This is a genomic window from Serratia sp. NPDC087055 (assembly GCF_044900985.1).
In the GTDB taxonomy this organism is placed as follows: Bacteria; Pseudomonadota; Gammaproteobacteria; order Enterobacterales; family Enterobacteriaceae; genus Serratia.
Window position 1 is genome coordinate 14,682 of record NZ_JBJDOG010000008.1, and the last position, 19,469, is coordinate 34,150.

Below are 19,469 nucleotides of genomic sequence, written 5' to 3' on the forward strand. Positions count from 1 at the left end.
TAAATCTGGGCGCCGTCCGCAGACGGCGCGGTAAAACTTAAACGCTGTAGTAGAGTTCGAATTCAACCGGGTGTGGCGTCATGCGAACACGATCCATTTCTTCTTTACGCAGGTCGATATAAGCGTCGATCGCGTCGTCGGTGAAGACGCCGCCACGGGTCAGGAACTCGCGGTCTTCGCTTAATGCAGCCAGCGCTTCATCCAGGGAGCCTGCAACTTTTGGAATTTCAGCTTCTTCTTCCGGTGGCAGGTCATACAGGTTTTTGTCCATGGCATCGCCAGGGTGGATTTTATTAATCACACCGTCCAGGCCTGCCATCAGCAGAGCTGCGAAGCACAGGTATGGGTTAGCTGCTGGATCCGGGAAGCGAGCTTCGATACGACGCGCTTTCGGGCTAGCTACTACCGGAATACGGATAGAAGCGGAGCGGTTACGGGCTGAGTAAGCCAGCATGACCGGGGCTTCGTAGCCTGGGACCAGACGCTTGTAAGAGTTGGTGGTCGGGTTGGCCAGGGCATTGATTGCTTTAGCATGCTTGATGATACCGCCGATATAGAACAGGGCAGTTTCAGACAGGCCGCCGTATTTGTCGCCAGCGAACAGGTTCGTGCCGTTCTTGGACAGAGACATGTGGCAGTGCATACCAGAACCGTTATCACCGAACATTGGCTTCGGCATGAAGGTCGCTGTTTTACCAAATGCGTGAGCCACGTTGTGAACCACGTATTTGTAGATTTGGATTTCGTCAGCTTTTTTGGTCATGGTGTTGAAGCGGGTTGCCACTTCGTTCTGACCTGCAGTTGCCACTTCATGGTGGTGCGCTTCAACAACCAGACCCATTTCTTCCATGGTCAAACACATGGTAGAACGGATGTCTTGTGAAGAGTCGACCGGAGGAACTGGGAAGTAGCCGCCTTTCACTGCCGGACGGTGGCCTTTGTTGCCGCCATCGTATTGGGTGCCTGAGTTCCATGCGCCTTCGATATCGTCGATAGCCACGTGGGAACCACGGATGCTGCTGCCGAAACGAATGTCATCGAACAGGAAGAATTCTGGCTCTGGCCCGAACAATACGGTGTCCGCAATGCCGGATGAACGCAGGAAGTCTTCTGCACGCTTGGAAATGGAGCGTGGGTCACGGTCATAGCCTTGCATGGTGCCTGGCTCAAGGATGTCGCAACGAATAATCAGGGTAGATTCTTCGAAGAACGGGTCCAATACCGCCGTGCTGGCGTCTGGCATCAGCACCATGTCAGATTCGTTGATACCTTTCCAACCGCCGATCGAGGAGCCGTCAAACATTTTACCTTCTTCGAAGAAGTCGGCATTCACCTGGTGAGCAGGGATGGTGACGTGTTGTTCTTTACCCTTGGTGTCAGTGAAACGCAGGTCTACGAATTTCACTTCATGCTCATTCAGCATCGTCAAAACGTGTTCAGCGGACATACTTAACTCTCCCGGATTTATCATTGTCGTCGTCGTGGAACGAATCTGTGAAACTGGCTTTTTTTGCCTTGAAAAGACTAAAGCGAAAACTGTGCCAACTTTGCGAAAGCGTGTTAAACGCCTTTCTGTGCGGGTTTTGCACAGAATGAGTATGCACCATTAGTGACGTATTGCACTTAAATGGTGCAATCAGTGCGAGGTGGGGCACTGTAATGGTGCAAAAGTGCACCAGATGATGCTTTTTGCACCGTGAAAGGGATCACATACTGACCTGTACACAGTTGTTTATAAGAGACTGTTGTGATCTTGTTTAGTCCCTCGCTTAATACGTGTACAATAGCGCGCTATTTCTAATGCCTGAGGCAAAGCTGTGATCGAAAATTTGCGTAACATCGCCATTATTGCCCACGTTGACCATGGTAAAACCACCCTGGTTGATAAGCTGCTGCAACAATCCGGTACTTTCGGAGAGCGTGTAGAAGCCACCGAACGCGTAATGGACTCCAACGATTTGGAGAAAGAGCGTGGGATTACCATCCTCGCAAAAAACACCGCCATTAATTGGAAAGACTACCGCATCAACATCGTGGATACCCCAGGACACGCCGACTTCGGCGGTGAGGTTGAGCGTGTGATGTCAATGGTTGACTCGGTGCTGCTGGTTGTGGACGCAATGGATGGCCCAATGCCGCAAACCCGCTTTGTGACCAAAAAAGCGTTTGCTAATGGTCTGAAGCCGATCGTGGTAATCAACAAGGTTGACCGTCCAGGCGCACGTCCTGATTGGGTTGTTGATCAGGTCTTCGACCTGTTCGTTAACCTCGACGCGACCGACGAGCAGCTCGACTTCCCAATCATCTATGCTTCTGCACTGATGGGGATCGCGGGTACTGACCACAATGAGATGGCGGAAGACATGACCCCGCTGTATCAAGCGATCGTGGACCACGTGTCTGCACCGCAGGTTGAGCTCGAAGCACCGTTCCAGATGCAGATCTCTCAGCTGGACTACAACAACTACCTGGGCGTGATCGGCATCGGCCGTATCAAGCGCGGTAAAGTGAAGCCAAACCAGCAGGTCACTATCATCGATAGCGAAGGTAAAACTCGCAGCGGTAAAGTGGGCAAAGTGCTGGGCCACATGGGTCTGGAGCGTATCGAGTCGACCCTGGCTGAAGCGGGCGACATCATCGCTATCACCGGTCTGGGCGAGCTGAACATTTCCGACACCATCTGTGACACCTCTGCAGTGGAAGCACTGCCAGCGCTGTCTGTCGATGAGCCAACCGTAACCATGTTCTTCAACGTCAACACCTCACCTTTCTGCGGTAAAGAAGGTAAGTTCGTGACTTCACGTCAAATCCTTGAGCGTCTGAACAAGGAATTGGTGCACAACGTTGCGTTGCGTGTTGAAGAAACTGAAGATGCTGACGCATTCCGCGTATCTGGCCGTGGTGAACTTCACCTGTCGGTTCTGATCGAAAACATGCGTCGTGAAGGTTTCGAACTGGCGGTATCCCGTCCGAAAGTTATCTTCCGTGAAATCGATGGTCGTAAACAAGAGCCGTTTGAGAACGTGACCTTGGACATCGAAGAACAGCACCAGGGTTCAGTCATGCAAGCCATGGGTGAGCGTAAAGCTGACCTGAAAAACATGGATCCAGACGGTAAAGGCCGTGTGCGTCTCGACTACGTGATCCCAAGCCGTGGCTTGATTGGCTTCCGTAACGAGTTCATGACCATGACCTCTGGTACCGGTCTGCTGTACTCCACCTTCAGCCACTACGACGATGTGCGTCCGGGTGAAGTTGGCCAGCGCCAGAACGGCGTGCTGATCTCTAACGGCCAAGGCAAAGCGGTAGCATTCGCCCTGTTTGGTCTGCAAGATCGCGGCAAGTTGTTCCTGGGCCACGGTGCGGAAGTGTATGAAGGCCAGATCATCGGTATTCACTCACGTTCTAACGACCTGACCGTGAACTGCTTGACCGGTAAGAAGCTGACCAACATGCGTGCTTCTGGTACTGACGAAGCAACTACCCTGGTCCCAGCTATCAAGATGACCCTGGAGCAAGCTCTGGAGTTCATCGATGATGACGAACTGGTAGAAGTGACGCCAACCTCGATCCGTATCCGTAAGCGTCACCTGACGGAAAACGATCGTAAACGTGCAAGCCGCGGTCCTAAAGACGCTTAATCGCTGATTTAGTCTGCAACACTTAGGGCGCGTCCAGCGCCCTGAGTTTTTTCCTCTGTCTTTTCTCATTTCTGCCGCGTGCTATACGCTTTTCCTCCTGCTCTCTATTCAGCCTCTGTTTTTCCCGCTACAGTAAAATCTCACCGGCCCATCAGGAGAGGACTATGCTGTATATCTTTGATTTAGGTAATGTGATCGTCGATATCGATTTCAAACGTGTACTGGGTGTATGGAGCAATTTAAGTGGTACGCCGCTGGCCGTATTGTCTGAGCGTTTCACTATGGGTGAACTGTTCCAACAGCATGAGCGTGGTGAGATCAGCGACGAAGACTTTGCTGAACGGCTGAGTGATGAAATGGGTATCGCCCTCAGTTTTGAACAATTTGCTACCGGTTGGCAGGCGGTGTTTGTTGCACTGCGCCCGGAAGTGATCGACATCATGAAGCGCCTGCGCAGTGAAGGCCATCGGGTCGTCGTCTTGTCAAATACCAACCGTTTGCACTGCAACTATTGGCCACAGCACTACCCTCAGGTTGCTGAAGCTGCCGATCATCTGTACTTGTCGCAGGACATTGGCATGCGTAAACCGGATGCCAACATCTATCTGCATGTACTCAACGCAGAAAATACTGCACCCGATCAGGCCGTATTTTTTGATGACGTGGAGGCGAATGTGGCAGCGGCTGAAGCGCTAGGGATTAAGGTCGTACACGTTACCGATCGTGACGTGGTGCCTGCGTATTTTGCCCAATGACCACGAAGCGTTAAGCTTAAGGCGTATATGCCTGTCGTCTTTCAAGCCGCAGCGTTGTTTGCTGCACGTACTTACCCCGGTGACTTATTAAGGTAAGGCTCTGGGGATCCCTACGCTTGCTGCCTGGCTGCAACTTGAAACCCATCGGGTAAAAAAACTGACATCAAGGGGTACCCATGTCATTTTTCCGCCGTAAGAAGCTGCCTTCTGCGATCAAACCTAGCGTCACCTTTGGGCGGTTGTTGATTAAACGGGTCGACAGTGATGGACTTACCATGCTGGCGGGTCACTTGGCTTACGTCTCTTTGTTGTCACTGGTACCCCTTGTGACGGTGGTGTTCGCGCTGTTTGCCGCGTTCCCGATGTTCTCTGACATTAGCGTCCAACTGAAAAGCTTTATCTTCTCTAACTTTATGCCCGCTGCCGGCAATATCATTCAAAGTTATTTGGAGCAGTTTGTCGCCAATTCCAACAAGATGACGGCCGTCGGTACCTGTGGGCTGATTGTCACTGCATTGTTGCTGATTTCTTCGGTAGACAGCGTGCTGAACACCATCTGGCGCAGCAAGAACCAGCGGCCGATAGTCTTCTCCTTTGCTGTGTATTGGATGGTGCTAACCCTGGGGCCACTGTTGGTTGGCGCCAGCATGGCCATCAGTTCTTATCTGTTGTCACTCAACTGGTTGGCGCAGACTGGGGTCAACAGCCTGGTGGATCAGGTGCTGCGTATTTTCCCGTTGATCCTGTCGTGGATATCGTTCTGGCTGCTGTATTGCATCGTGCCGACGGTACGCGTGCCACCTAAAGATGCGCTGATTGGCGCGCTGGTCGCGGGGCTGCTGTTTGAGTTGGGCAAAAAGGGGTTTGCCCTGTATGTCACCATGTTCCCGTCTTATCAGTTGATCTATGGCGTGCTGGCCGTGATCCCCATTTTATTCCTGTGGGTCTACTGGAGCTGGTGTATCGTGTTACTTGGCGCGGAAATCACAGTGACAATAGGGGAATACCGCGACTACCGCCAACAGAAGGCGGAACAACAGGATCAGCCACCAGAAGGGCAGTTATGATTGCGTTAATTCAACGGGTGTTAAATGCCAGCGTTACGGTCGATGGACAGACGGTAGGCAACATAGGCCCCGGTTTGTTAGTGTTATTGGGCGTGGAGCAGGATGATAACGAACAGAAAGCCGTGCGCCTGTGTGAACGTGTGTTGGGGTACCGCATCTTTGGCGATGAGAACGACAAGATGAATCTCAATGTCCAACAGGCAGGAGGTAGCCTGTTGGTCGTGTCGCAGTTCACGTTGGTGGCGGACACGCAAAAGGGCATGCGTCCGAGCTTCTCACGCGGTGCGGTACCGCAGGAAGCCGATCGGTTATACCAATATTTTGTTGGCCAGTGCCGTGAGCGCGGTATAGAAACCCAAACCGGTGAATTTGCGGCCGACATGAAAGTCGCGCTGGTGAATGACGGGCCGGTGACGTTTTGGCTTCAAGTCTAAGAGTGTTGGGAGAGAAGGCGTCTATGTATCACCTACGAGTACCGGTAACAGAACAAGAACTGAAGGATTATTACCAGTTCCGCTGGGAAATGCTGCGCAAGCCGCTGCACCAGCCGGTGGGGTCGGAAAAGGATGCCTATGACGCCATGGCGCATCACCAAATGGTGGTGGACGAAGGCGGTAAAATTGTCGCTATCGGGCGGTTGTATATCAACGCCGATAATGAGGCAGCCATTCGTTTTCTGGCTGTCGATCCCACGGTGCAGGACAAAGGCTTGGGGACGCTGGTGGCCATGACCCTGGAGTCGGTTGCGCGCCAGGAAAGCGTGAAGCGTGTGGTCTGTAGCGCCCGTGAGGACGCGGTGGATTTCTTTGCCAAACTTGGCTTTGTTAATCAGGGTGAGATTACCGCACCGCAAACCACGCCGATTCGCCACTTTCTGATGATTAAACCCGTGGCGACGCTGGACGATATTTTGCATCGCCCGGATTGGTGCGGCCAGTTGCAGCAAGCCTGGTACGATCATATTCCGCTTAGCGAGAAGATGGGGGTGCGCATCAGTCAATATACTGGCCAGCGTTTTGTCACCACCATGCCAGAGATTGGCAACCAGAACCCGCACCATACGCTGTTTGCCGGCAGCCTGTTTTCCCTTGCTACGCTGACGGCCTGGGGGCTGATCTGGTTGTTACTGCGTGAACGCCATCTGGGTGGCACCATTATTCTGGCGGATGCTCATATCCGTTACAGCAAACCTATCACCGGCCGACCGCGAGCGGTGGCGGACCTTAGCTCATTGAGCGGTGATCTGGCGCGTTTGGCACGCGGTCGTCGTGCGCGCGTACAGGCAGAAGTTCATCTGTTTGGTGACGATGACCGAGGTGCGGTGTTTGAGGGTACTTACATGGTATTGCCTGCCGAACCCGAAGTGCCCCTGGATCAGGGGGGATGCGAGGCAATAGATAATTGATATTGTGGCCCTCTCAACGCAACCCAGAGAGGGCCAATCAACCATTAAGGCAGTTGCTGGTTAACCGTCTGGCCGTCGCGGGCGGTAGCTTGCAAATGGCCCTGCAATGAAGCCTTAAACGGTCCATCGCTGTTCAACAAGCCTTTCAACTGTAGTTGCAGATTACCGTCACCCTCCAGTGGAACAGGTTGCCATCCCCATTGCTGCAGAGTATTTACCGGTACTGAACGCCCATTCAGCGATAGCGCAAAGGGTTTGCCCGGCAGCTGTTCTATGGTGGCTTTGGCTTCCAGTAGCCCCTGCGGCATAAAAGCGCTGAGATCGGTAACGTTGATCTGCCCGTCATTGGCGTTCAGAGCCAGTGATGGACGGCGAACGTCGATCTTATTGAAGGTGGCCTCACTGCCGTTCAGGTTGAGTGTACCGGACCAGATGCCCCATTGGTGGTCGCGTGCTAACAGCAGATTGCTGCCGTAACCGTCCAGTGCGGTTACCTGGAATGGGAAGGCAGGGTTGATATCGATGATCAGATTGCGGTTGGTGGTCAACTTACTGACGTATACCTCTGCCAACCAGTGTGGCAGCGGTTGCAACCACAGTGCACGCCAGTTACTCGGTAAGGTGTACTCCAGTGCGGCGACAGCCACTTCATCCAGTTGCAGACGGTTGTTGGTACGCAGCCAATTGCCGGAGGTACGCAACAGCCCGCCTTCCCAGCGGGTGGTGAACTGCTGAATAGCGATGCCAGCGGGTGAGAGTCGCATATTCATGATCGGATCAATCAGGTGGACGCCACCGTTGATCAGGTCACTGGCGTTGAAGTTGAGCGAGCCGTCCGGGCTGCTCCAGTCGCCTTGTTGGAAGGTGACGTTTTGCAGCGACAGGTCGAGATCGTTGAATGCCCACTCCTTTCCTTCCAGCCGCGCATCGATCAAATCAAAACGTTTAAGTGTGATTGGCGGCATGGCGGTGAAGCGCTGCCAGAACTGCTCCAGTGTGAGTGGCGTCTGTAAACGCACGCCGCTCAGACGCAGTCGTTCCACCTGCCAACTGCCGTTGGCACCCCGAGTGGCTACCCCCGTCAAATCACCTTGCGCCAGATCGGCACCGAAGTCGCTTAGCTGCAACTGATTCTGTTTAAGTTCGCCCTGCACCAAGACTTTTGAGGCGGGGATGCCGTTGAGTGTCATTGAGCCCGCACTGAACTGGAACTGATTATCTTCACCCAATGGGTGGCCCGCTTTGGGTTGCCATGGTGTGATGCCAGCATTGACTTGTTGCGCGTTGAGCTGCCAGGTTTCATCGTTGGATTGCAGCGCCATATTGCTCAGTTGCAATACATCGGCCCGTAGTGGCAATGCTGCATCTTGCTGTTGGAGGTTAAGCGTACCGTCGCGCAACGTGACGCTATGGAAATAACGGGGCTCGGTAATTTGGCGCAGGCTGAGACCGAGATCCAGACGTTTGGCGACCAGCGCTTGTGGTCCATTCTTTTTCGCCAACTGAATGTCTTCCAGGCTGATTTGGCCCGGTTGGTTCCATGAGTGGGAGAGCTTCGTCACCGAGAGGCGATATTCGCTGTGATCGCTGACCCAGCGGCTTAACCAGCTGGCAGCCCAGCGGGTTTGCCCGATGACGTACAGCAACGCAATGGCAAGCACTACCAGCAGTAGCAACGTCAGCAACAGTTTCCCGATAAATTTCATCGTCTACATCCGCGTCGGTCAAAAAAGATACCCTGTTTATGCCGTAATTAGCCGGGCATCTCAAGTGCAATGGTCTGATAGGCAATAAAAAACGGCCGCAAGCGGCCGTTTGATAAGCAATGTGGCGATTATTGCTTTTCGTGTTCGTGCGGGAATAACAGGTTCAGCACGATAGCGGTAATACCGCCAGCGGCAATGCCTGAAGAGAGCAGGGTTTTCAGCCAATCCGGTGCGAACTGTAAGATCAGCGGTTGCTGAGAAACGCCCATGCCAACGGCCAGGGAGAGTGCCATGATCATGATCGCGCGGCGGTTCAGTCGTTCACGCGACACGATGCGCACACCCGATGCGGCAATGGTGCCGAACATCACGAGGGTCGCACCGCCCAGTACCGGCTCAGGAATGTGTTGCACGAAACCGGCCACCGCCGGGAACAAGCCCAGCGCGATCAGCATCAATGCCACCACAAAACCCACATAGCGACTGGCAACACCCGTCAGTTGGATCACGCCATTGTTCTGACCAAAGCACGAGTTGGGGAACGTATTGAATACTGCGGACAGCATGGAGTTCAGGCCATTGGCGAGCACGCCACCCTTCAGGCGCTTCATATACAGCGGGCCGCTCACCGGTTGTTCCGATACGTCAGAGGTCGCGGTGATATCCCCGATGGTTTCCAATGACGTGACCATAAAGATCAGCATCAGCGGTAGCAGCAGGTTCCAGTCAAAGCCCAAACCGTAATACAGCGGCGTTGGGATGATAATTGCGGCTGTCTCGGTGGCCGGCTGAGTGTCTGGCAACATCCCCATGACCCAAGCCAAAAGGTAACCGACCGCCATGGCGATCACCAACGAGGCGACGCGAAGGTAGGGGTTACGCTGGCGGTTAAGCAGAATAATGACCAAGAGTACGGCCCCGGCCAACATCAGGTTTTTTGGCGCGCCAAAGCTGTGATCATTCATCGCGGCATAGCCGCCACCGATGGAGGTTAGCCCAACCTGGATCAGCGACAAACCGATAATCATCACCACAATGCCAGAAACCAGCGGGGTGATGATGCGACGCGCCAGATGCAGCACGCGCGATAACAGGATTTCGGTGCAGGAGGCGACCATCAGTGTGCCGAACAGTGCCGCCATCATTGTAGGGACATCGGCCCCCCCGTTTTTCAATGCCAGCCCACCCATAATCAGCGGTGAAACGAAGTTAAAGCTGGTGCCTTGAATCGAGAGCAAGCCAGAACCGACCGGTCCCCAGGTTTTAATTTGTAGGATGGAAGCCAAACCGGAAGCGAACAATGACATGCTGATGATGTGCTGGGTGTCTTGTGCCGGTAGACCTAATGCCTGGCAGATCAACAGAGCAGGGGTGATTACCGCAACAAACATCGCCAGCAGGTGCTGACCAGCGGCAAACAGGGTTTGCGGCAATGGCGGTCGGTCTTCCAGGCGATAAATGAGTTCGCTATTGCGCGGCGTTGAGGAGGCTTTTTGCTCTGCATCGAGCTCGGCGGATGGCATGGTCATGATGTGGCATTTCCGGAAACGGCAAAGCAGGCATTTTAATGATTTACCCCGCAAAAGCAAACGGTTGCGCGTTACTATTCTGTTAGCATTATCGGCGGTTATGTCGCATTTTCGTTCATTTTTTCTTGTGTTATCAGCGTTTTTTACTTCTAATCCTGCACTCATCAAGTTTTAAAAACTAAGCGGTTTTCTATAACTTATTATTTATTAATTGGATCTTTTCCCTTACATGGAGTACCTGGATGTTTCATCTTGATACTTATGGCACGTTAGTCGCGGCAACATTGGTTTTGCTCCTTGGGGGCAAATGCGTCACAAGCATCCCTCTGTTAAGAAAATACACCATTCCCGCACCTGTCGCCGGTGGCTTGCTGGTGGCTATCCTGTTATTAGCCCTGAAAAAATTCGCTAACTGGGAAATCAGCTTCGATATGTCGCTGAAAGACCCTTTGATGCTGGCCTTCTTTGCCACTATTGGTCTCAATGCCAACCTGGCGCGGCTGCGTGCGGGCGGTAAGGCATTGATGGTATTTCTGTTTGTCGTGCTGGGCTTGCTGCTGGTGCAGAACGCGATCGGCATCGGCATGGCAAAAATGCTGGGTCTGGACCCGTTGATGGGTCTGATCGCCGGTTCCATTACCCTGTCCGGCGGCCACGGCACCGGGGCGGCCTGGAGCAAGCTGTTCATTGAGCGTTACGGCTTTGAAAATGCCACGGAAGTTGCGATGGCCTGCGCCACCTTCGGGTTGGTTTTGGGCGGCCTGATCGGCGGTCCTGTGGCGCGTTATCTGGTGAAGCACTCTTCTACACCGGAAGGGTCTCCGGATGACAGCGTTCAGCCAAGCGGTTTTGAAAAACCGGAAAGCGGCCGTTTGATTACCTCGCTGGTCATGATTGAAACCATCGCGATGATTGCCATCTGTTTGAGCCTGGGTCAGTTTATTTCCGGCTTATTGAGTGGCACGGTGTTTGAACTGCCAAACTTTGTCTGTGTGCTGTTTGTTGGTGTGATCCTCAGTAACACACTGGCCTTCACCGGTTTCTATACTGTGTTTGAGCGTGCAGTATCGGTGCTGGGCAACGTTAGCCTGTCGCTGTTCCTGGCGATGGCGTTGATGAGTCTGCGCTTGTGGGAATTGGCTTCGTTGGCACTGCCAATGCTGGCGATCCTGGCAGTACAGACGTTGGTGATGGCACTGTACGCAATCTTTGTTACCTACCGGGTGATGGGTAAAAATTACGATGCCGCGGTACTGGCTGCGGGTCACTGTGGCTTTGGTATGGGTGCGACGCCGACGGCGATAGCCAATATGCAGGCGATTACCGATCGCTTCGGCCCATCGCACCTGGCGTTTCTGGTGGTGCCAATGGTGGGGGCGTTCTTTATTGATATCGCCAACGCGATTGTGATTAAACTGTATCTGCTGTTGCCGGTGTTCCCGGCGATTGGCTGATTCACCGGCCGTCATAACGAAAAAGGCGCCTGCGGGCGCCTTTTCTATGCCTGAATGTCAGGCGTTGGAGTAGCGAGCTTTCTCAGGTAACCAGCGCTCAACCAGCGCGCGGGCATGTTCCGGGTACTGTTGGTGGATATGGCGGGCGACGTGTTGTACTTCCGGGATCATCGCCTGGTCGCGCAGTAAGTCAGCCACTTTAAACTCTGCACTGCCGGTTTGGCGTGTGCCCAAGAGCTCGCCTGGCCCACGAATTTCCAGATCGCGCTGGGCAATAACAAAGCCGTCATTGCTGTCCCGCAGTACTTGCAGGCGCTGCTGAGCGGTTTTGCTTAACGGCGTCTTGTACAACAGAACACAGTGTGATGCCACAGCGCCACGGCCCACACGGCCACGTAACTGATGCAACTGTGCCAGCCCCAACCGCTCTGGGTTTTCGATGATCATCAGGCTGGCATTTGGCACGTCAACACCCACCTCGATCACCGTCGTAGCCACCAACAGTTGCAGTTCGCCTTGTTTAAAGGCCTGCATTACCGCCTGCTTCTCTTGTGCTTTCATGCGTCCGTGCACCAGCGCCACTTTCAGCTCTGGCAGCGCGGTTTTCAATTCTTCCCACGTGGCTTCCGCCGCCTGAGCTTCCAACAGCTCAGACTCTTCTATCAGTGTACAAACCCAGTACGCCTGCCGCCCTTCTTCCATACAGGCGCTTTTTACCCGTTGAATGATATCGGCACGCCGAGTGTCCGGAATGGCGACGGTGGTGACCGGCGTTCTGCCCGGTGGCAGTTCGTCTATGACCGATGTGTCGAGATCGGCATAGGCCGTCATCGCCAGCGTGCGAGGGATTGGCGTGGCAGTCATGATCAACTGGTGGGCATGGAAACCTTGCTCTTCGCCTTTCTCCCACAGCGCTAAGCGCTGGTGTACGCCAAACCGATGCTGCTCATCGATGATCACCAGCGCCAGGCCGGAAAATTGTACCTGTTCCTGGAAGATGGCGTGGGTACCAACCACCATGGAGACCTGCCCGCTGGCAATCGCTTCTTGTTGCGCGATGCGCGCCTTGCCTTTTTGCTTACCCGCCAGCCAGCCGACTTCTAATCCCAAGGGTTCAAACCACTGGCGGAAGTTGTTGGCGTGTTGTTCGGCCAGCAGTTCGGTAGGTGCCATTAATGCCACCTGCTTGCCGTGGGCGATAGCGCGCAGTGCCGCTAATGCCGCGACCAGCGTTTTGCCTGAGCCAACGTCGCCCTGCACCAGCCGCATCATCGGGAAGCTTTTTTGCAAATCGGCCTCGATGTCGGCCACCACGCGATCTTGCGCGCCGGTGGGGGCAAAGGGCAGTTGGGCGAGGAATTGTTTTTTAAGCCGGTCGTCCGGCATCAGGGGGAGCGCCTGATAGCTTTGCGCACCGGCGCGTACCGCCAGCATACTGAGGTTATGTGCCAGCAGCTCTTCCATGATCAGGCGTTTTTGTGCGGGGTGTTTACCTAGCTCCAAATCTGCCAATTGGATATCCGGCGGTGGGCGGTGCAGAGTATGCAACGCCTCCGGCAGGCTCATTAAGCCACCGCTCAACTCCGATGGCAGCAGCTCGGTAATCGCACAGGTATCCAGCAATTCCAGCGCTTGATCGGTCAGCTTGCGAAGCGTGGCCTGCCGTATGCCTTCGGTGGTTGGATAGACCGGGGTCAGTGATTCTTGCAGCTCAACCTCGCTGCTTTCCCCCTGAATACGGTATTCCGGGTGGATAATTTCTGCGCCATGATTACCGCGTTTAACTTCACCATAGGCGGTTACGCGACGGCCTGTTGCCAGGCTATTTTTCATCGCCGCATTGAAGTTAAAGAAGCGCATGGTGAGCAAGCCGGTGCCGTCACTGATCTGGCAAGTTAGCATGCGTCGACGACCAAAACTGATGTCAGTACGCAGAACTTCGCCTTCTACCGTGGCAAAAATGCCCGGCTGCAGGTCGTTAATTGGATAAAGCCGGGTGCGGTCTTCGTAGCGTAGCGGCAGGTGGAGCAGCAGATCCTGAATGGTTTCCAGGCCAATTTTGGCCAGTTTTCCCGCCTGGCTGGCACCAACCCCGGAAAGTGTGGTGAGTGGGACAGCATCCAGCAGGCGGCCTTTCATTTGCGTACCGTGGCTTGCATGGTTGCCCACCATTCGGCATCGGCGATCACTTGGCCTTGTTCGTCAATGTGCGGGCGCGGCAGTTTTTTACGTTTTGCCACGTTGGCCAGCACCGGGTAACCACCTTCAAACAACAGGCGCTGCTGTTCTTCCTCATCGAGCATGCTGTGCTCGCGGCGATACAGACCGGCATTTTGTCGCTGGCGTTGCGCTTCATACAGGATCAGTGCTGAGGCGACGGAGACGTTGAGTGATTGCACCATACCGATCATCGGGATAATGATGTCCTGATCGGCAAGCTGTAGGGCTTCTTCGGTAATACCGGTTTTTTCCTGGCCCAATAACACACAGGTAGGGCGGGTGTAATCCACCTCGCGGAAATCCACGGCACGATCTGAGAGGTTAGTCGCCAGAATTTGCATACCTTGAGCTTTCAGGTGGGTCACCGCGTCGGCGATGGTGCGATGGGTTTTTACATTAACCCAGCTGTTACTGCCCGCTGCGGAGGAAACCAGGGTACGCATGCGTGTGGTTGGCCATACTGCATGCACCTGATGCACGCCGACGGCGTCGGCGGTGCGGATAATGGCGGAGACGTTATGCGGTTTATGCACCTGTTCCAGGCAGACCGTCAGATCCGGCTGCCGGGTAGCCAGCATTTCACAAATCCGCGCATAGCGTTCAGGGCTCATAGGCGCTAATTTCGGTTACGGTTAACTTTAATGACATCCGGCATGATACGGATTTTACGCATAATATTTGCCAGATGAATACGATTACGGGTGGTCAAGCGGATAAAGGCGCTGTAAACCCGACCGTCTTTTTCTTCGGTATTCAGGCTTTGAATATTGGACTCAGCCGCATTGATGGCCGCCGTCAGGTTGGCCAGCGCGCCCTGATGGTTAAACATGTCCACTTTGATTTCGGCGATAAATTCTTGCTCGATGTCTTTATCCCATTCTACCGCCATGAATTTCTCAGGCTCTTTTTGGTAGCCGCGGATATTCCGGCAGGATTCATGGTGGATCACCAAGCCTTTTCCTGGGCTGACATGGGCAATGATCGGGTCACCCGGAATCGGTCGACAGCATTTTGCGAAGGTGATCAGCACGCCATCGGCACCCTTGATCGCCAGGTTACGAACCCCGGAGGATGACCCCAGATTGGACTGGTCACCCTGCAAGTTTTTCGCTACCACAACGCTCATGGCGTTACCCAGGCCAATTTCTGCCAGCAGATCGTCCAGCGTCGCCAGCTTCATGCGATCCAACTCGTGTTGGATATTCTCTTGTGGGATCTCTGCCAGTTTGCGACTGCCGCCCAGTGCATGATTCAACAAACGACGGCCGAGGCCGACTGAGTCGTCGCGCTTGAGGTTTTTCAACATCTGGCGAATTTTGGCGCGTGCTTTTGAGCTGACAACAAAGTTGAGCCAGGCGGCGTTTGGTCGCGCACCCGGGGCCGTGATGATTTCGACCGTTTGGCCGCTGGTCAGTGACTGCGACAGCGGATACGGCTGGCGATCGACGCGCGCACCGACACAGGCATGGCCAATATCCGTGTGCACCGCATAGGCGAAATCGACCGGTGTGGCCCCTGCAGGCAATTCAACGATGCGCCCCTCTGGGGTGAAAACGTAAATCTCATCTGGGAACAGATCGGATTTGACGCTCTCGATAAATTCAAACGAGCTGCCGGCACTTTGTTGTAGTTCCAGCAAGCTTTGCATCCAGCGCTGAGCACGGATTTGTGCCGTCGTGCCGGTTTCGCCCTGTTCTTTTTCTTTATAAGCCCAGTGCGCGGCAACCCCCATTTCGGCCATCTGATCCATATCTTCAGTACGGATCTGCACCTCTACCGGCACACCATGTGGGCCGATCAATGAAGTGTGCAGCGATTGATAACCGTTGGCCTTGGGAATGGCAATATAGTCTTTTACCCGACCCGGGCGTGGTTTATACAGGCTGTGAGCCTGGCCCAGTACGCGGTAGCAGGTATCGACTTCCTTCACGATTACACGGAACGCGTAAATATCCATAATTGAATGGAAACGCTGTTCTTTCAGGTGCATCTTGAGGTAGATGGAATACAGGTGTTTTTCCCGACCGCTGACGCGGCAAGGAATACCGGCTTCGGTCAACCGGCCTTCGATCTCGGCGAGAATCTTCTGGATCATCTCTTTACGGTTACCGCGTGCGGCTTTCACCACTTCTTTGATGACGCGGTAGCGGTTTGGGTACAACGCTTCAAAGCCCAGCTCTTCCAGCTCGGTTTTAAGGTGGTGAATACCCAGACGATGGGCCAGAGGGCTGTAAATTTCCAGGGTTTCACGCGCGATACGCCGCCGTTTGTCGGGGCGTAGCGAACCGAGGGTGCGCATGTTGTGCGTACGGTCGGCCAGCTTGATCAACACGACGCGGATATCCTGCACCATCGCCATGATCATCTTGCGGAAGTTTTCCGCCTGAGCTTCTTTTTTATCCTGGAATTTCAGTTTGTCGAGCTTGGATACGCCTTCAACCAATTCGGCGACGCTTTTGCCGAATAGCTGTTCCATATCCTGATAGGTGGCCGGGGTGTCTTCGATGACGTCGTGCAGCAGGGCTGCCATCAGCGTCTCATGATCGAGACGCATTTCCGCCAGAATACAGGCCACGGCGACCGGGTGAGTAATGTAGGGCTCACCGCTGGAGCGTGTCTGTCCCTCGTGAGCATCACGTGCAACGAGGTATGCCTGTTTGAGGCGCTTAATCTGCTCCTCAGGCAAGTAACGTTGAATCAGCAGATTCAGGCTTTCAAACAGGTACAAAGGCAGACTCGCAGTCTAATTAACGACGACCTTCAGCAATCGCGGTAACCGCTTGAATTTCAGCGGCTTCTTGCTCTTGCTGTTCCTGACGATCACGAACATCGAGGATCTGGCTGGTGATCAGGCCTTCTTCGATTTCGCGCAGTGCGATAACGGTGTACTTGTCGTTTTCTTCAGGAACAAGTGCATCTTTACCGCCAGTCTGGATTTGACGTGCCCGACGAGCAGCGACCAACACCAGGTCAAAACGGTTACCAATTTTCTCTACAGCGTCTTGAACAGTTACGCGTGCCATATTTGTGCTACTCCACAGGTGACGAAAAGACTGGGCATAATACTGAAACTGTCTTCAGTCTGCCAATAGTTTGCTGATTAAAGCGTCATGCCGCAGTAATTGGCGGCCTAAACGCAGGCGTTCGGCGCGAATAATGGTTTTCAGATCGGACAGGGCCAGATCGAAATCATCGTTCACAATTAAATAATCATACTCCGCGTAGTGTGTCATCTCTGCCACAGCTTGCGCCATGCGCTTGGCGATCACTTCATCAGAGTCTTGTCCGCGGCCACGCAGGCGACGACCAAGTTCTTCCTTTGACGGCGGCAAAATAAAGATGCTGCGCGCTTGCGGCATTTTGGCGCGGATTTGCTGTGCGCCTTGCCAGTCTATGTCCAGGAAAACGTCTACGCCGGTCGACAGCACCTGTTCAATAGCCGCACGTGACGTACCGTAATAGTTGCCGAACACTTCGGCGTGCTCAAGAAACGCATCCTGCTCAATCATTCGGCAGAATTCTTCTTTTGAGACGAAGAAATAATGATCGCCATGTTGTTCACCCGGGCGGCTGTCGCGCGTGGTGTGCGAAACCGAAACCTGTGTGTCGTACAGCGGTTGCGTCTTTAACAAAGCCTGAATCAGACTTGATTTCCCTGCGCCGCTAGGGGCAGAGACAATATAAAGCGTGCCTTGAGCCATGATGATGTTCGTTGATAGCGGTTGATATGCCAATAACAGCGGATGTGTATTTTCTCCGCACAGTATACACGGCTAACGCGTCGGGTGCAGCGTTAGCTCGCATTTTGCCCGTCTCTTTGTGCTGAAAAAACCTCAAACTGGCAGGTTTGCGCAGCGTATCGCTAAATTTCTTCGGTTTTCTGCAATGTGCCAAATCTTTCTCGAGCTGCTTTGTGGAACGGCTGATTGGGCATTGCCGCCTCCTGACGTTGTGGTTTTACTGCCGGTTATCAGGGAGGTGCACAATGTACAAAGGTGCCGGGCGTATCGGAATGACTCTGCTGTGCGGATTGGTATTCAGTGGAGACCTGTGGGCGGAAAACTGCCCAACGTGGCGGCCAGAGCGGCTGCAACTGGAGATTAGTACGCTAAAAAACCAGCTTGAGCGTTGGGATGTGGCGTATCACCAGCAGGGCAACAGTTTAATTGAAGATGAGGTGTATGACGGTCTGCAAAAAAAACTGCAGATATGGCGACGTTGTGCTGGGACAGCGCCAGCAGATGAGTTCACTCCGCTTTTGGTTCCGGGCAAGGTCCCGCATCCCGTTGCACATACCGGGTTGCGCAAACTGCCGGATTCTGCGGCTGTGGCCCAGTGGGTAAATGGCCGTCGCGATCTCTGGGTTCAGCCAAAAGTGGACGGCGTCGCTATCACGCTGGTTTATCGTGACGGAAAATTAACGTCGGCGATTAGCCGGGGAAACGGACTGAAAGGCGAAAACTGGCTGGAAAAGGTGCGGGCTATACCGGCGGTGCCTGCCAGCATTAAAAATGCCCCACAGACGCTGGTGCTGCAGGGAGAGCTGTTTCTGATGATGAACGATCACCAACAAAAGCTCAGTGGTGGTCTCAACGCCCGGGCCAAGGTCGCTGGAGCTCTGATGCAAAATAAGCTCTCGCCACTACTGCAGCAGATTGGTCTGTTTGTCTGGGCTTGGCCAGACGGTCCGCAGGACATGGCGCAGCGTTTAGGACAGCTTGCTGCAATGGGCTTTCCTCTGGCACTGGCTTACTCGCAGCCGGTGAACTCATTAGCCGAGGTGCAACAATGGCGCATACGTTGGTATCAAGCCGCGTTGCCGTTTGTCACCGATGGTGTGGTGATTCATCAGGCTAGCTCACCGAGTGGCCGTTACTGGCAAGCGAAACCCGGTGGTTGGGCCGTCGCCTGGAAGTATCCCCCGACACAGCAGGTCGCGCGGGTCAATGGCGTTGATTTCAATATTGGCCGCACCGGAAAAATTGCCGTTGTGTTAAGGCTAGAGCCCCTCAGGATGGACGATAAATGGGTAACACGGGTGAACCTCGGTTCCTTACCCCGTTGGCGGCACTTGGCGATTGTACCCGGCGATCAGGTCACGATCAGCCTGATGGGGCACGGCATTCCGCATCTTAATAACGTGGTTTGGCGGGGAACGGATAGGTCGGTGCCCAGTGCCCCATCCGCTGAACGTTACCATCCGTTGAGTTGTTTCAGCTGGCAGCCTGATTGCCGTCAGCAATTTCTTGCCCGGTTGGCGTGGTTAAGTGGCCCGCAGGGGCTGAATCTTCGAGGCGTCAGTGAATCTACCTGGCTGACGCTGATTGACCGGGGATTGGTACGACACCTGCTGGATTGGTTGGTGCTGACGCAAGAGCAACTGATGTTGACCCCCGGCATAGGCGACAAGCGCGGACAGAGTATTCACCGGCAATTTCAGCTGGCGCGGCAGCAGTCTTTCGCGCGTTGGCTAGTTGCTTTAGGTGCACCGCTGTCCCCGCAGCAAGCGATGACGCTGAAAAATTGGCATCAGACCCAGCAAATATCCCCTGATGCGTGGCGTAAAGTAGCGGATATAGGCGCTAAAAGGGCACAACAAATTGTCGAGTTTTTCCAGCATCCGCCAGTTCTGGATCTGATCGGTACGTTGGCATCCCAAGAAATTGAGGGCTTTGCCAATATCCAGTGATGT

At 54.1% G+C, this 19,469-nt stretch carries 15 protein-coding genes; 7 read left to right on the forward strand and 8 right to left on the reverse strand.

Going from position 1 to position 19,469, the window contains the following annotated elements; all coding sequences use genetic code 11:
* Positions 1-37: 37 nt before the first annotated feature.
* Complete coding sequence (gene glnA, locus ACI2J2_RS23015; protein ID WP_020837667.1) at positions 38-1,447, reverse strand: glutamate--ammonia ligase; 1,410 nt, start codon at positions 1,445-1,447, stop codon at positions 38-40.
* Positions 1,448-1,817: 370 nt separating this feature from the next.
* On the opposite strand from glnA, the gene typA reads away from it, so the two are divergent.
* The 5 genes from typA to fabY all read left to right on the forward strand — a co-directional run bounded on the left by typA (position 1,818) and on the right by fabY (position 6,868).
* Positions 1,818-3,641 carry a ribosome-dependent GTPase TypA gene (gene typA / locus ACI2J2_RS23020; RefSeq protein ID WP_037421790.1) on the forward strand — a complete coding sequence of 608 codons (1,824 nt, stop codon included), beginning with the start codon at positions 1,818-1,820 and terminating at the stop codon, positions 3,639-3,641.
* 164 nt (positions 3,642-3,805) lie between these two features.
* The gene (gene yihX, locus ACI2J2_RS23025) at positions 3,806-4,396 is read left to right on the forward strand and encodes a glucose-1-phosphatase (RefSeq protein ID WP_209640185.1); all 591 of its coding nucleotides are present in this window, start codon (positions 3,806-3,808) and stop codon (positions 4,394-4,396) included.
* Positions 4,397-4,572: 176 nt separating this feature from the next.
* On the forward strand, positions 4,573-5,463 hold the full coding sequence (locus ACI2J2_RS23030; protein WP_209640182.1) for a virulence factor BrkB family protein: 891 nt from the start codon (positions 4,573-4,575) through the stop codon (positions 5,461-5,463).
* Entirely contained in the window at positions 5,460-5,897 is a 438-nt protein-coding gene (dtd, locus tag ACI2J2_RS23035) for a D-aminoacyl-tRNA deacylase (RefSeq protein ID WP_209640179.1), read from the forward strand. Before ACI2J2_RS23030 ends, dtd begins: the two co-directional genes overlap by 4 nt.
* A 23-nt stretch (positions 5,898-5,920) precedes the next feature.
* Positions 5,921-6,868, forward strand: a complete 948-nt coding sequence (fabY, locus tag ACI2J2_RS23040) for a fatty acid biosynthesis protein FabY (protein ID WP_209640176.1) — start codon at positions 5,921-5,923, stop codon at positions 6,866-6,868.
* 44 nt (positions 6,869-6,912) lie between these two features.
* Here the strand turns inward: fabY and ACI2J2_RS23045 are convergent, their stop codons facing one another.
* Together ACI2J2_RS23045 and ACI2J2_RS23050 are read right to left on the reverse strand one after the other, a co-directional pair.
* Entirely contained in the window at positions 6,913-8,574 is a 1,662-nt protein-coding gene (locus ACI2J2_RS23045; protein ID WP_265556777.1) for an AsmA family protein, read from the reverse strand.
* 128 nt (positions 8,575-8,702) lie between these two features.
* Positions 8,703-10,103 carry an NCS2 family protein gene (locus ACI2J2_RS23050; RefSeq protein ID WP_209640170.1) on the reverse strand — a complete coding sequence of 467 codons (1,401 nt, stop codon included), beginning with the start codon at positions 10,101-10,103 and terminating at the stop codon, positions 8,703-8,705.
* 242 nt (positions 10,104-10,345) lie between these two features.
* On the opposite strand from ACI2J2_RS23050, the gene gltS reads away from it, so the two are divergent.
* Positions 10,346-11,557: a sodium/glutamate symporter gene (gene gltS, locus ACI2J2_RS23055; protein ID WP_209640167.1), complete on the forward strand. Its 1,212-nt coding sequence runs from the start codon at positions 10,346-10,348 to the stop codon at positions 11,555-11,557.
* A gap of 57 nt (positions 11,558-11,614) precedes the next feature.
* Here the strand turns inward: gltS and recG are convergent, their stop codons facing one another.
* The 5 genes from recG to gmk are packed head-to-tail and all read right to left on the reverse strand — an operon-like array spanning position 11,615 to position 17,478.
* Positions 11,615-13,696 carry an ATP-dependent DNA helicase RecG gene (gene recG / locus ACI2J2_RS23060; protein WP_404760920.1) on the reverse strand — a complete coding sequence of 694 codons (2,082 nt, stop codon included), beginning with the start codon at positions 13,694-13,696 and terminating at the stop codon, positions 11,615-11,617.
* Positions 13,693-14,388, reverse strand: a complete 696-nt coding sequence (gene trmH / locus ACI2J2_RS23065; RefSeq protein WP_209640160.1) for a tRNA (guanosine(18)-2'-O)-methyltransferase TrmH — start codon at positions 14,386-14,388, stop codon at positions 13,693-13,695. The genes recG and trmH overlap by 4 nt, the downstream gene beginning before the upstream one ends.
* 5 nt (positions 14,389-14,393) lie before the next feature.
* Positions 14,394-16,505 carry a bifunctional GTP diphosphokinase/guanosine-3',5'-bis pyrophosphate 3'-pyrophosphohydrolase gene (spoT, locus tag ACI2J2_RS23070; RefSeq protein WP_209640156.1) on the reverse strand — a complete coding sequence of 704 codons (2,112 nt, stop codon included), beginning with the start codon at positions 16,503-16,505 and terminating at the stop codon, positions 14,394-14,396.
* Positions 16,506-16,524: 19 nt separating this feature from the next.
* On the reverse strand, positions 16,525-16,800 hold the full coding sequence (rpoZ, locus tag ACI2J2_RS23075; protein ID WP_004953385.1) for a DNA-directed RNA polymerase subunit omega: 276 nt from the start codon (positions 16,798-16,800) through the stop codon (positions 16,525-16,527).
* Positions 16,801-16,854: 54 nt separating this feature from the next.
* Positions 16,855-17,478 carry a guanylate kinase gene (gene gmk, locus ACI2J2_RS23080; protein ID WP_041415115.1) on the reverse strand — a complete coding sequence of 208 codons (624 nt, stop codon included), beginning with the start codon at positions 17,476-17,478 and terminating at the stop codon, positions 16,855-16,857.
* 284 nt (positions 17,479-17,762) lie between these two features.
* Between gmk and ligB the strand changes: the two genes are divergently transcribed.
* Complete coding sequence (ligB, locus tag ACI2J2_RS23085; protein ID WP_404760921.1) at positions 17,763-19,466, forward strand: NAD-dependent DNA ligase LigB; 1,704 nt, start codon at positions 17,763-17,765, stop codon at positions 19,464-19,466.
* Positions 19,467-19,469 lie beyond the last annotated feature (3 nt).

Excerpts from the sequence above, each read along its gene's own strand:
- glnA (WP_020837667.1), bottom strand. The coding sequence starts at position 1,447 with ATGTCCGCTGAACACGTTTTGACGATGCTGAATGAGCATGAAGTGAAA.
- yihX (WP_209640185.1), top strand. The coding sequence starts at position 3,806 with ATGCTGTATATCTTTGATTTAGGTAATGTGATCGTCGATATCGATTTC.
- ACI2J2_RS23030 (WP_209640182.1), top strand. The coding sequence starts at position 4,573 with ATGTCATTTTTCCGCCGTAAGAAGCTGCCTTCTGCGATCAAACCTAGC.
- dtd (WP_209640179.1), top strand. The coding sequence starts at position 5,460 with ATGATTGCGTTAATTCAACGGGTGTTAAATGCCAGCGTTACGGTCGAT.
- fabY (WP_209640176.1), top strand. The coding sequence starts at position 5,921 with ATGTATCACCTACGAGTACCGGTAACAGAACAAGAACTGAAGGATTAT.
- ACI2J2_RS23045 (WP_265556777.1), bottom strand. The coding sequence starts at position 8,574 with ATGAAATTTATCGGGAAACTGTTGCTGACGTTGCTACTGCTGGTAGTG.
- ACI2J2_RS23050 (WP_209640170.1), bottom strand. The coding sequence starts at position 10,103 with ATGACCATGCCATCCGCCGAGCTCGATGCAGAGCAAAAAGCCTCCTCA.
- gltS (WP_209640167.1), top strand. The coding sequence starts at position 10,346 with ATGTTTCATCTTGATACTTATGGCACGTTAGTCGCGGCAACATTGGTT.
- recG (WP_404760920.1), bottom strand. The coding sequence starts at position 13,696 with ATGAAAGGCCGCCTGCTGGATGCTGTCCCACTCACCACACTTTCCGGG.
- trmH (WP_209640160.1), bottom strand. The coding sequence starts at position 14,388 with ATGAGCCCTGAACGCTATGCGCGGATTTGTGAAATGCTGGCTACCCGG.
- rpoZ (WP_004953385.1), bottom strand. The coding sequence starts at position 16,800 with ATGGCACGCGTAACTGTTCAAGACGCTGTAGAGAAAATTGGTAACCGT.
- gmk (WP_041415115.1), bottom strand. The coding sequence starts at position 17,478 with ATGGCTCAAGGCACGCTTTATATTGTCTCTGCCCCTAGCGGCGCAGGG.
- ligB (WP_404760921.1), top strand. The coding sequence starts at position 17,763 with ATGTACAAAGGTGCCGGGCGTATCGGAATGACTCTGCTGTGCGGATTG.